A 13,181-nucleotide genomic window follows, 5' to 3' on the forward strand; every position below is an offset into this window, starting at 1 on the left:
AAATCAAGGAGTAATTCAGAAAATAATCAAAAAAAATCTCCGGCAAAAGCGCATCGCGCTCCGTCGGAGATGAGATTCGGTACAATGGCAGGCTCAGCAGCGCTGCCTGCCGGTCCGGAATCCGTAGAGAGCCACCACCACGAAGCAGAGCAGCGGCAGCAGGAAGGAGAGGTTGACCGCGGGGAATCCACCCACGTTGCCGAGGTCGATAATCAGCGCCTGCAGAGGCGGCAGAACCGAACCGCCGAGAATCGCCATGATAAGGCCGGCGGCGCCGAACTTCGCATCGTCGCCCAGCCCCTCCAGCGCAATGCCGTAGATGGTCGGAAACATCAGCGACATGCAGGCGGAAATTCCCACCAGCGAGTAGAGCCCCCAGATGTCTTGAAGCAGCACGGTGCCGAGCGAAAAAATGCCGCCCGCCACCGCCAGGATCATCAACAGCCGGCCGGGATTGAGGTAACGAAGCAGGAAGGTGCAGATGAACCGGCTGATGCAGAAGATCAGCATCGCGGCAATATTGTACTTCTGGGAAAGTACCTCTGCGGCCCGTTCCTCCATCCCCTGCCCGACAAAAATCCTCGTTCCGTACTGGATGATGAAGGTCCAGCACATGATCTGTGCGCCCATGTAGAAAAACTGCGCGATCACACCTTCACGATACCGGGGCAGTTTCAGCAGCCGTTTCAGCGTCGGCAGAAAGTTGATCTCGTGTGACTGGTCGTTATTGGCGGGCATCCGGGCAAACCAGATCACCAGAAACAGCGCGAAGATCACCAGACCGATCAGCAGGTAGGGGCGGATCAGTACCGTGAGGTCGGCATTCTTTACCATCTCAAACTCCGCATCGCTCAGTGCGGCGCGTTCCGCGGAGTCAAGCGGATTCATCTTTGCCTGAATGAACTGCATCGCGACAAACATCCCGAGCAAAGAGCCCATCGGATTGAAGGACTGAGCGAGATTCAGCCGCCGGGTCGCGGTCTCCTCCGGCCCCATCGAGAGGATGTAGGGGTTGGCGCTGGTCTCCAGAAACGACAGTCCGCAGGTCAAAATGAAGTAGGCCAGCAGAAAGGGATAGTAGGCGCCGGTCATCTTCGCCGGGAAGAAAAGCAGCGCACCGAAAGCGTAAAGCCCCAGCCCCATCAGGATTCCCGCCTTGTAGGAAAAGCGGCGGATGAACATCGCCGCCGGGAAAGCCATCGCGAAGTAACCGCCGTAAAAGGCGACCTGCACCAGCGCCCCGTCGGTCACGCTCATACGGAAGATCTTTGAAAACGCCTTCACCATCGGATTGGTGATGTCGTTGGCGAAGCCCCACATGGCAAAGCATGAGGTAATTAATATGAACGGCAGCACGTAACTGACACCGTTCGACCGCAGCAGAGACTCATTTTCCTGGCTCATCTTCCAATCCTCCGGATTTTTCCTGCCGGCGCAATGCGCGTTGTCTCCATACTCTAGCCGCTGTTTGCGCTTTGTCAAACTGAAAATCAAGAAAAGCTCCTGTCGAGGCCGTTTTTCCCGGAAAAAGTGAAGCATTTTTCCGCTTTGCTGTCGAAATCAGCCCGAACCGGTGCTATGTTAAGGAAAAGTGTCGTTGTACCGCATCTCAACCGTTAAGGAAAGCTATGGAGAAAGCCACAAAAGAACGCTTCAGCAGTCTGACACTGCTCTCCGCCTCCGAGCGGAAATATCCGAAATCCCCCGACGAAGCGAAACTCGAATCCTTCGACAACCTTTACGCCGACCGGGATTACGTCATCGAATTCGACTGTCCGGAATACACCTCGCTCTGCCCGGTGACCGGCCAGCCCGACTTCGGCCACATCATCATCCGGTACGTGCCGGACAAGCGCTGCATCGAGAGCAAGTCGCTCAAACTCTACCTCTACTCCTTCCGCAACGCCAGCACCTTTCACGAGGAATCGGTCAACACCATCCTCGACGCGGTGGTGAAGGAGTGCGCCCCCCGGCGCGCCGAAGTGATCGGCCATTTCCGGCCGCGCGGCGGCATCGCCATCAACGTCAAGGCAACCTACGGAGATCCGATCCATGAATAAATTTCAGTTTCTCGAAAACGGTTCGATCACCAGCACGCCGGGCTTCCAGGCGGCGGGGGTCGTCGCCGGGTTCAAGCGGAGCGGCGCGCCCGACTTCGCGATGATCTATTCGGAGGCGCCCGCCAACTTCGCCGGCGCCTTCACCAGTTGCACCTTCGCGGCGGCGCCGGTCCAGGTCTGCCGCACGCGGGTGCTGAACTCCCCCTTCCTGCGCGCCGCGGTCATCAACAGCGGCAACGCCAACGCCTGCACCGGAGCCACCGGACTGGCCAATGCGGAGTGCACCTGCGAACTCGCCGCCCGCCGGCTCGGAATCCGTGCCGACGAGGTCGCCGTCTCCTCGACCGGCAGAATCGGCGTGCAGATGCCGATGGACACCATCCGGAAGGGGATTGAACTTGCGGCGGCGGCGCTCTCTCCGGAGGGCGGCAGTGCGGCGTCACAGGCGATCATGACCACCGACACGGTTCCCAAATCGGTTGCGCTGCAGCTGGAACTCGGCGGGAAAACCGTCACCATCGGCGCAATGACCAAGGGCGCGGGGATGATCGATCCTGCGATGACGGTTCCGCACGCGACGATGCTCTGCTACATCACCACCGACGTCAAGGCGGACAACGCGCTCCTGCGCGAAATGCTCGCGGCCAACGTCGCGGACTCCTTCAACCGGATCACCATCGACGGCGACATGAGCACCAACGATACGACGATCGTGATGGCGAACGGCCGCTCCGGGGTGGAGCTCAAAGCGGGCACTCCGGAGGCGGAGGAGTTCCGGCAGGCATTGCTGGCGGTGATGCAGCGTCTCGCCCGGGAGATGGTCATGGACGGCGAAGGTGCGACCAAGTTCATCCACGTGGAGATCGAGCACGCCCGTTCCACGGCGGATGCGAAGCTCTGCGCCGAAGCGGTGGCGAATTCCCTGCTCTGCAAGACCGCCTGGTTCGGCGGCGACCCGAACTGGGGCCGGGTGGTGGCGGCGCTGGGTTACTCCGGGGCGAAGTTCGATCCGGAGAAGACCGACATCTACTACGACAACATGCCGGTTGTGCGCAACGGCGGCGACGCCGGAACGCCGGAATCGGCGCTCTGCGACATCGTGAAACAGCGCGAATTCACCGTCCGGGTGAATCTGCACGACGGAGACGACAACTACTGGGTGTGGACCAGCGACGTCTCGTACGAGTATGTGAAAATCAACGCGGATTACCACACGTAAAATCCGCTCCGGGCCGTTTTTTTTCGCGCTTGAGACAACGAAACAACTTCTTACGGATACAATTATGAAAAAATCTGATGTAAAAGTTCTGGTGATCACCGGCTTCGGTTTGAACTGCGAACGGGAAACCGCCGCAGCGTGCAAACTGGTGGGGGCGACACCGGAACAGGTTCACCTGAACGACCTGATCGCGGGGCAGCACAAACTGGAAGAGTACCATTTTCTGATCTTCATCGGGGGATTCAGCTTCGGCGACCACCTCGGTTCGGGGACGGTCTTCGCGAACCGGGTGAAGTTCCAGCTGCACGACCAGCTGGCGAAGTTCATCGCCGACGGCAAGCTGGTGCTCGGCGTGTGCAACGGCTTCCAGACACTGACGCGCCTGGGGATGGTTCCGGCGCTCGACGGGGACTACTTCACCCAGCATGTGGCGCTGGCGCACAACGACTCCGGGGTATTCCGGGATGACTGGTGCTACCTCAAGGCGGATCCCGCCTCGCCGTGTGTCTTCACCCGCGGCGTGGATCTTCTGCGGCTGCCGATCCGTCACGGCGAAGGGAAGTTCGTCGCGGATGACGCGGTTCTCGCGGAACTGGAGGCGAAACATCTGACGGCACTGCGCTATGCCAATGCGGATGGTTCGATTGCAACGGAGTTTCCGGCCAACCCGAACGGTTCGCTCCATTCGATCGCGGGGATCTGCGATCCCACCGGGCGGGTGTTCGGGCTGATGCCGCACCCGGAAGCGTTTCTTTCACCCTACAATTCGCCGAGCTGGACGGCCGACAAGATTGCCGGGAAGCTGCCGAAAGAGGGGGATGGCGTGGTCCTTTTCCGCAACGCGGTGGACTACATCGCCGACACCTTCTGACATTGCCGCACACGAAAACCGCCGCCTTTCCCCGTGGGGAGAGGCGGCGGTTTTGTCATCCGGACTGCCGGAATCAGAAGGTAACCTTATAATAGGAGATCTGTCGTCCGTTCTCCCAGAGATTCCGGAATGTTCCCTGCGTGAACGGCACCTCTGCAATCACGTGCCCTTCCCGATCACAGGCTTCAACCTTGCGGATCTTCCGGGCGAAGGAGATTTCCGCCGGTGTTGCCATGGAGCGGTTCCGGAAAAACGTCACATACACGCAGGAAGCGTTCGCCAGGGGCGCATCGCTTTTCAAGGCGATGTTGACCGTGCCGCCGCCCAGCAGTGAAAGGTACGGTTTTCCGTTCATCGTCACCTTGATCTGCCGACCTCCGAGGAAGAGGTAGCGGAGATTGCCGACGGATTTCAAATCCGCAGAACCGTTCATCACGGCGAAGAACAGCGTCGAGGAATCGGGCAGTTTCCCGAAGAAGCTCCAGGCGTCCTCCGCACCGGAAAGCCGGAACACGCCCGGCATCTTCTTTTCGCCGCTTTTCACATTGCCGATGAAGGCGGAAAAATCATTCGTTTCCGCCCGGAACGTCACACTCCGGGTGTCAAGTTCCAGATGGTTCCCGGCATCGCGCCACACCTTGCCGAATTCGTCGAACGAAACGGGCATATCGGCCCCCGCTTTCTGCAGCGCATCGTACAACGCTTTCCGTTCCGCGGCGGTATCCACAAACCCTTCCGCCTGAAACTTCCGCCCCTGGAACCATTCCTTTTCCGGGCGGCCGTAACGATTCAGCGGGGAGTGGGGACGAATCGCAAAGAGATGTTTCGCCCGGGAGTAATCCCCGGCCGGGGTCGACGGCTCATTCACGACGAAATCGGCGTCACCATCGTAGACATCCCGGAAGGTCCGGACAGAGGAATCGCAGTAGAGGAACGGCGTAAAATCGTTCAGTGTCATCTTGTTGTAACCGCGGAAGGGGGCCGCGTAACAGACATTGTCCAGCGGATACCCGATCTCCAGCCGGAACTCCGGCTTCTTCAACTCCGGCGAGCGAACCGCGATCGCGGAAGCGAGATTCGCGAAGTGGCTGTACAGATGAGCCTCCTGATTCAGGTTCACCCGCTCCTTCTTCTCAAAACTGTCATCCGGATAAAGCCAGTCCGGGGCATACAAACTGGAGATGCCGAGAGCAAAGTTGAACAAATATGCCTTCCCCATCGCTTTCTGAATCGTCGCCGCAATCAAATTGCCCCACCAGCTGTTCTCATGAACCAGATTGGCACCGTATTCGCGGGAAATCATCGGCTTCTCTGATGCTGCGAAGTAAACCAATGGCGCCAGCCAGCCGAGAGAACGCAGGAATCCGTATCCGGTCCGGTTCCAATATCCAGTCCCTCCGGAAGTCGCATCCAGAACCTCGTTCGCACCTGCACGCTGGGAGTAGTACAGCTCACAGTCTGCGCCGTTGGCCGTGATGATGCCTTGGAATCCAAGCGAGCGCGCATAGGAATACATCTCCCGCAGATAGTCGCGATAGAGCGAATACATGAACTCCAAGCCATCGGAAACCATCGGGTTACTGCGTTTTTCCCTGCCGAACGAGGCCTCGGAAATGCGCAGATCATCCAGCTTGAATTTGAGTTCCGACGTGTCATTGCCCCACTCCTTCATATTCCAGACCGGCGGGAAGTCGATGTTTTCAAAGGCTTCGCTTTTCCCGTTGTCCCGCAGACAGCCGGAAAGGGAGGAAAGATTCCACGAATTTTTCAACGAATCCACATTCCGGTATTTTTTCTTGAGGAAATCGGCCCAGCGGCCATACAAAATCTCCCGGGTGGCGGGAGGAAGTTTCCGCCAGTTGGAGGGGTTGTTCATGAGAAACGTCGCGACATAGGTCCGTTCGTTCTCAATTTCGTAGATCAGAAGCGTAGGATCCTTTGCCGGCGGCAGATTGTCACGGTAGGGGTTCGGTGTCGCCAGAACCATCCGGACAATCTCCTTTTCGCGCCGCAGTGCCTCCGGGTGGAAAAATCCAATGTAGGCATGATTGTTGCGTTCCGCCCCCAGATCACTGAAGAAACTGTTGTCAAGCCAGAGCGTGAGCGAGAGATACAACCCGTTCCGATGACACGCGGCAATCAATTTCTGAAGATTGATCAGAAATTCCGGAGCAAACTTCAGGGGCTTGCGGGAGAGCAACGGCATTTGAATATGATTCTGATTCATTCCCCATTCCCGCGGCAGGGTGGAAATCATATACCGGACGGTGGAGTATCCCATCGCTCGGACCCGTTTCAGAAACTGATCCAGACTGTCGCCGCCAATCCGGTTGTTCATTGCAAGGTCGTAAAGCGGTCCATCATTCATATTGCATCCCCATATCTGCGGAAGAAGCGTTCCATCCGCAAACCGGAACCCGCTCCCCTCCCGCGAAGGAGCTCCATGACGATCGATCGCAGAATCAGCGGTAAGCGAGGAGAGATCGGGGAAGGAATGTTCTTCGTTGACCACACGCCGCAACCGGTCACTTGAAGTATTTTTCATCGGCAGGAGTTTGCCGAAACCATAGACAAAGACCCCGGCGCTCTTCAAGGCTGCCAGCTCTTCCGGAAACCCCGGCTGAACCGGAGTCAGCAGATCTTCAGCCAGATAGAGCTTGGCAAGACTGAGATTTTTACGCCGGGCCTTTGGGGCAATGGAGAACAGGCGGATCGTATGTTTCCCCGGTTGCAGGAAGATCCGTTCGCCACCGCTCCAGTAATAGGTCGAAGGCATGTTGAAATTCCCGCCGAGTTTGATCGTCTCCCCGTTATCCGCGGAAAGAAACATGTAATTCGTATGGTTTTCCGGCGAACGGGAATAGATGTACAATTTATACGCCGTCGGCTCCTTGAGTTCAAAGGTATAATGCCATTCGGGCGAGTCACTGCTCATGGCTGTCGCCGAGTTGTAGAAGGAGTCCTCATCGGCGACCATCCGGGTCTCCTTTTGCTCTGCGTCTTCCGGGTAGACAATGATACCGTTTGCCCACTCATCCGCACGATAATTTGCCTGTTCACGGCCGGTGAACTGTCGAAATGCCTGACGCGGCGAAAGAATCTTCCCCGTTTTCTCCTCCCCGATTTTCAACTGGAGAGAAGTGGCCTTTCCATTTGTCCTGACCAGAATCAGCGGTGAAAAATTGCGGGTGAATTTCACGATGCAGTGATCCAGCTCTTTTCCGGATTGATCCCGAACTTCCAGCCGTGCCCAGTTTTTCCGCTCCTCGAAGAACAGTTCGGCAGGGAAATTCTTTTTCGCCATTTCCAGCTTCAGGACTTCGAGCGGCAGAGCGGTCAATGCAGATTTTTGCGGAAGAGGCACCTGCCAGACCAGATGACTTACGTCATCCTCGAAACTTCTGACCATCCCGGCTGTCGCGGCAACCAGAGCAAAAACCACCCCTTCCCGGCCGGGCGTGATGGTGACACTGCGGACCCATGCGGGCTCCGGCCATTTCAGACAGGTGAGGTAGAGTCCGATCTCCCCGGAATCCCCTCCGGAACGCCAGACGACATCCGCGTCAGGCAACTGTTTCGGATTCCACCAGTCTCCCGTTTCTTTGCCGACTTTCAGCGGGAACTGCTGCTTTTCCCCATTCGCAAACGTGACTTCAACCGTTGCCGCAACACTCCCCTGCTTCGCCCAGGCCGAAGCATTCAAGAGGGCAATCGCGTTGCATTCCCGATTGACGGGAAGAACAATTTTCTCCCGGCCGAACTTTGAGTTGGAACTGCGGAAGATTATGCAGGAACGCCCATTGTTCTTTGCCGGGTCGATCACTTGAAACGGCCAGCCGTGGAACGACTTGAGCCCCGGCTGAAACACACGGAGATCGTTCTTCGGCCCCTGATCGGTCCAACCGCCTTTGCCGTCGCCGGGCGTCTCATCGGCAAATCCCATATTCGCCGATGCACGGAGTAATAACGGATAGAAATTATTTGCTTTGGAAATTGGCGGTACCTCCCCGCCATCCCGATAGCTGAAACTCAAGATAACCGGCTGCTTTGCCTTGACCGGCAGACCGAAAGCGATCTCCCCGTCATGCCAGGCAAGGCCGCAGGCGTTGCCGAACTCGGCGATGACCGGATTGAAGACCACTCGCCCCGGATACCGTTTTTCCCTTGCGTAGAACCCAAATCCTTTCTCGCCGGCTTCAAAATCACCGTTTTTGATCAGCTTTCCATTCACCCGGATATTATCGTAATAAACACCCGCCGGCTTAAGTCGCGTCTCTTTTCCGCCGACCATAGCAGGCCCGAGAAGTACAACTCGGAGACGCCCGTCCGTTTCCGGCGTGAAGGTAACCACTCCCTGCTTCCACTCCTTCGAAGCGGGATACGAAGTGGTCAAGTATTTTTCCACGTTTTCCGGACTTTGCCAATGACCATAACCGATCTTGACTCCCTGCTGTTCAACAAATTTCAAATTAACCGACGGGACCCCGCTGATATCAACTCTTGCCGGGTTCTGTGCGACAGCGGTCAGCAAAGCTGCAGTCAGGAAACTGCATAAGGCTACTTTAACATTGTTCTCCATACCATCTCCTCAATAATACAGGTTCCAGGGATTGTCCAAGGACCAATTGCTGTCTGAACGGGCAAATCCCTTCGCTTCCGGCAGCGTATAAATTTCGGTATATGTTCTGGCCTTAATAGGATTAACATGGCCATCAATGAACAGTACATTCGCTTTGGAAAGGTGCCATGGACTGAGGACCATACCTTCATGAGCCTGACTTCTCAAGATCGCGGACGGGGTGATTTTCGTGCTATTTGTATCTACAGAATCTCCTCCGTAAATTCTTTTCGAAGCTCCACGGATACGATTGATTTTGACCGCGCCCTTGGTTGCCACCTTGTCTCCGGTAACAGTATTAATACCGTATGCAATATTAACATAACTGTCATTCGGCGCGCCGGATGAGCCACTCGGCAATTGCAGATTATTATCATAATACATCCGCAGAGAATCCTGACAAGGCACTTCCGGGCAAGTCACCTGCTTCAATGTCAACAGATTATTCACCAGACAATACCAGTTCCAGTAAGCGCCGCCGGAATAACCGAAATTATTGAAACGATAGGGCATGACACAGTCATTGAACTGTCCAGAATACAGTGCAGCAATCAAACCAACTTGCTTTAAGTTGTTGGCACAACTAGTTGCACGAGCCTGCATCCGCGCCCGGTTCAAGGCAGGCAACAGCATCGCCGCCAGAATTGCAATAATAGCTATAACGACTAATAATTCAATTAGAGTAAAGTTAACAGCATTTTGTTTTGTTCTTGCTCTACTGGTTTGTAGCATCATTGTTGCCCCTTCCCTGTTGGTCTGTTGGTGGTTCATTCTCTGCTCCAACCGTTTATTAATACAATTGCTCATGAATCGGAAGCCGGAAAAGTTGTAACTGTTGTTCCTTCGACTGAACTTTTACTGGTGGATTGCAGAGTTGCTGCTCCAGCATCTCCACTACCAGACGCATGCGAATTCTGTCATCTGTTTCTATAGAAAATCCATTCCAGCCCGTATCAGGACACCACGAATTCCAGAATATCCAGAGAATTTCTCTGGTTCGTTTTTCCCCGTAGAGTTCTCTCAGAATTGTCCGAATTTTCTCAAATTGTGCATTATCGATAAAAATCCAATCCGGTATGCACGTCATCAGTTTTTCTCTTAGCTTCCCCTCTATCTGAGAATTCCCTCCGCCTTCCTGCCAGAAGTGACACACCATCTCCGGCCTTGCGGAAAGTTCCCTGCATAAAGGATAATGTTTCGGAACTTTACAAAAAAAATCGATATCAATATGGTCACTGAAACCGCTAAATTCCCTCAATTTATTCAAAACCGGGCGAAACGAGGAATATACGCTTGGAACCCCCTCTACATCAAAGTTCAGATTAACGGTCGGCAGAATTTCCGCCGCCTTAACCGCTACGCCCGGCTCAACCGATACACAAATCAAACCATCCAGATAGGAGTGGCGAAGCACCTCTTCCGTCTCTTCCGGAGAAACACATCGCTCGGTGATAAGCCGCACATTCCAGTTCATCTGGGCCAGAATTTCCGTTGCCGCACTGATAAATCTCAATGTTGAAGGCTGATAGAAAAAAAGATCACCGGTCTGCAACAGCAGTCCGATCAAAGGCTTGCGCTCATTCACACCGAACTGCGAGGATTTCGCCGGGTTGGTGTAGGTACCGCTCCCCTTGCGCATGACAAGGTAGCCCTCCTTCTCCAGCTTCTTGAATGCCAGCCGCACCGTCGTGGGCGCTATGCCGAACTCCCGCGCCAGTTCATTCGACGATGGAATCTTGACCGCCCGATTCCCCGAACGGTAGTAGATCGACATCACCCGAAACCAGATCTTCTGTACCTCCAGAAGCACCTTTTCCGATTTATTCCGCATATTCCATCTTTTTTGCTAACCACTGCTAACTTTCTATATTATGCATCAAAAAGAGCTTTTTGTCAATAGGGAACGCGAAAAAAAATAAATTTTTTACCACGATCACGCGACAGCATGCTCCAGGCGGGCCGCGACCTCCCGAGAAAATGTCAAGAAAAAGGGCGGGAAACTCCCGCCCGCGACTTTCGGTTCTCCTCAAGGAGGATCCCGTTACTCATAGGAAACGGCAAAAGAGGGACTGTCAACATACAGTTCTCCCCACCGGATGCGATAGGAATTCCCCTGCTCCACCAACTGCGGCTCATCGGAAACGGCGGCGGACGCCGGGAGAATCTCCACCCCGCCGCCGACAATCGTGGAAAGAGTATCGTCAAAGAGCATCTTTCTTTCTTCCCCTTCGTACAGTACGGCTTCCACCCAGCCGCGGTCCGCATCGCGGCCGCACTGCCAGCGGATCGAACCGCCGTCAAACCAGCCGGGCAGTTCATGGATCACCGCCTTGAACATGCCGGAAAGCAGCGTATTGCCATCCTGCAGCGTCACATCCTCTGCGGCAAGTTCAAAGCGCAGCGCCAGTTTCGAGAAGGAAAACATTCCATCCGCGGGCCGTCCGAGTCCGATATGCCAGTCGCCGCGGTCGGTCAGCATTGAAAGCGCAAACACCGCCCGGTTCTCCGCCTGAGCAATGCGGACTCCGGCAGAGGAGAAATCCCGCCCGTCCTTGAGAAAACGCATCCGGAACATCGCCGGCCGACTCCCCTGCCCCGCCGGCCAGTAGCCGAGCATCGGGCGGCGCTGTGTCCAGAAGCATTCGCGATTGATCGAACCGAAAATCAATTGCGGCGTAACGAACGTGGTCCCTTCAAACGACATGCCGGGCTGACTGCGCCTGATGTAACACTGGCGGATTTCCTGCTCCGGAAGCTCGATTTCCGCAAACCGTCTCCGAACTTTCTCCGGGCAAGGCAGATGCCGAAGCGGATCATAGGAAAATACAAGCTCCCCGTCACTCTTTTTCGCCGAAGCTGTCGCACGCAACGGCAACCCGGTCGTCTCCCGCAGGAACTCGACGGCATCCGACGGAAGGTATTCCGAATAGGCACGCGACTGCGCACCGCCCAGCTGGCCGGTGGCGGGGTGGTACAGTTTCGCAATCTCGCCCCAGATGAATTCCCGCAGTCGTCCGGCGGATTCGATCAGCGCCCGGTTCGATTGAACCAGCTGAAGAATCCGTTCCGTCTCCCGCAGTGCGACAAAAGTGTAGGTCGGGCTGTTGTATTCGTTGAGTCCGCCCTGCTCCTCCGTATACCGCAGAAAAGTGGCAAGACGGCTCGCCGCATACTCTTCCAGAAGCGGGTTGCGCAATATCTCACCGGCACAACCGGTGACGGCGGCGCCCATGATCGCGATATTCGTATAGTCCGGGCGGACGTTTCGCCGGAAAATCGACCATGCGGCCCGCTCCAGGGCGGCAGTCACCGCCGTGGCGAGTTCCGGCCCGATCTCTTCCCGGTGCTCCCGGAGCATGTGACAGAGCGCCGCGCCGATGAAATCGGCCCAGTTCCAGTCCGGCGGCGCCATTTTTGCAACCGGTTCCTCGCAGTACCATGGCCAGATGCCGTAAGGGCGTCATAAGGGTCGGTAACCTGCTGCGCCAGAACGGACCGCGTCACAGCGGCAGCCCGGGCACACTCCTTTTCGCCACCGAGTTTCAGCAGTGCCAGAGCGTAATAGATGTTTGTTCTGGTCGCCGACACCCGGACGCCATCCGGAATTCGGGTGTGATATCCGGGAGAGTGCGCCACCTCTTCCAGAAGATTTGTCCGGGGGTTGAAATTCTTCTCCTGCGCCTCAACCATCTCACGAAGATTCATCATCATGCAACGCTTTTTTTCTGAATCTCAAGTTCTTTCCGCTTTTGCGGAAACAAGGAAATGAACCCTGATATACGAAGCCGGGGAAACTATATGTCACCATTCGATCTTTGTCAATGCAGAAATCAATATTCCTTTCGTTTTTCAGGGAAACCGCCCCATTGAAAACATTCGGGAAAAAGACTTGTTTTCTTCCATGTTTCGTGATATAATATATCAAAGTAAAAAGATGAGGTATATCATGAACCCTGTTCCGATTCCGCCGGGGATGGAAACCCGGCTCTTTCTGCTGGAAAACGATGCATTGAACCAGTTGCCGGAAGCGATCCGCTCCCTCTGGGGGAACGATGCCCGCCCGTGGCTCGTCGCTGACGACAACACCTGGCGTACCGCCGGGGCCGAAGTTGCGAAAATTCTAAAGGCCGCCGGCATGGAGGGCCCCGATTCCTTCCTCTTCCCCGGCACGCCGATGCCCCACGCCGATGAATCCAATGTAAACCTTCTGCTGGAACAATTTCCGGAAAATGTTGTTCCGGTCGCCATCGGCGGCGGCACCGTCAATGATCTGGTCAAGCGCGCCTCCGGTCTGCGGCACGTCTCCTACTGCTGCGTCCCGACCGCGCCTTCGGTGGATGGCTACACCTCCAGCGGCGCTGCGCTCACCGCCTCCGGCTTGAAACAGACCCTGCCCTGCCCCGCGCCGCTCGC

The 13,181-nt window shown here is 55.9% G+C and carries 9 protein-coding genes; 4 read left to right on the plus strand and 5 right to left on the minus strand.

Going from position 1 to position 13,181, the window contains the following annotated elements:
* Window positions 1-93: 93 nt before the first annotated feature.
* Window positions 94-1,404 (minus strand): L-fucose:H+ symporter permease, encoded by a 1,311-nt coding sequence (fucP, locus tag ACMLHG_RS03460; protein ID WP_294436410.1) that lies wholly within the window; start codon window positions 1,402-1,404, stop codon window positions 94-96.
* A gap of 224 nt (window positions 1,405-1,628) precedes the next feature.
* Between fucP and queF the strand changes: the two genes are divergently transcribed.
* The 3 genes from queF to ACMLHG_RS03475 all read left to right on the plus strand — a co-directional run bounded on the left by queF (window position 1,629) and on the right by ACMLHG_RS03475 (window position 4,150).
* Window positions 1,629-2,060 (plus strand): preQ(1) synthase, encoded by a 432-nt coding sequence (queF, locus tag ACMLHG_RS03465; protein WP_417169562.1) that lies wholly within the window; start codon window positions 1,629-1,631, stop codon window positions 2,058-2,060.
* The gene (gene argJ / locus ACMLHG_RS03470; protein WP_417169563.1) at window positions 2,053-3,279 is read left to right on the plus strand and encodes a bifunctional glutamate N-acetyltransferase/amino-acid acetyltransferase ArgJ; all 1,227 of its coding nucleotides are present in this window, start codon (window positions 2,053-2,055) and stop codon (window positions 3,277-3,279) included. The genes queF and argJ overlap by 8 nt, the downstream gene beginning before the upstream one ends.
* A gap of 64 nt (window positions 3,280-3,343) precedes the next feature.
* A complete protein-coding gene (locus ACMLHG_RS03475) occupies window positions 3,344-4,150 on the plus strand; it encodes a phosphoribosylformylglycinamidine synthase subunit PurQ (protein ID WP_294436404.1) in 807 nt (268 codons plus the stop codon).
* Window positions 4,151-4,223: 73 nt separating this feature from the next.
* Here the strand turns inward: ACMLHG_RS03475 and ACMLHG_RS03480 are convergent, their stop codons facing one another.
* The 4 genes from ACMLHG_RS03480 to ACMLHG_RS03495 form a co-directional block, all read right to left on the minus strand.
* Complete coding sequence (locus ACMLHG_RS03480) at window positions 4,224-8,555, minus strand: hypothetical protein (RefSeq protein WP_417169564.1); 4,332 nt, start codon at window positions 8,553-8,555, stop codon at window positions 4,224-4,226.
* 183 nt (window positions 8,556-8,738) lie between these two features.
* Window positions 8,739-9,539, minus strand: a complete 801-nt coding sequence (locus ACMLHG_RS03485; protein ID WP_294436401.1) for a prepilin-type N-terminal cleavage/methylation domain-containing protein — start codon at window positions 9,537-9,539, stop codon at window positions 8,739-8,741.
* A 19-nt stretch (window positions 9,540-9,558) separates the two neighbouring features.
* Complete coding sequence (locus tag ACMLHG_RS03490; protein WP_294436400.1) at window positions 9,559-10,542, minus strand: winged helix-turn-helix domain-containing protein; 984 nt, start codon at window positions 10,540-10,542, stop codon at window positions 9,559-9,561.
* 267 nt (window positions 10,543-10,809) lie between these two features.
* Window positions 10,810-12,180 carry a hypothetical protein gene (locus ACMLHG_RS03495; protein WP_417169565.1) on the minus strand — a complete coding sequence of 457 codons (1,371 nt, stop codon included), beginning with the start codon at window positions 12,178-12,180 and terminating at the stop codon, window positions 10,810-10,812.
* A 534-nt stretch (window positions 12,181-12,714) separates the two neighbouring features.
* On the opposite strand from ACMLHG_RS03495, the gene ACMLHG_RS03500 reads away from it, so the two are divergent.
* Window positions 12,715-13,181 (plus strand): iron-containing alcohol dehydrogenase (locus ACMLHG_RS03500; RefSeq protein WP_417169566.1); only part of this gene is annotated, 467 nt, incomplete at its 3' end.

It is taken from the genome of Victivallis sp. (assembly GCF_048170485.1).
Taxonomy (GTDB): domain Bacteria; phylum Verrucomicrobiota; class Lentisphaeria; order Victivallales; family Victivallaceae; genus Victivallis.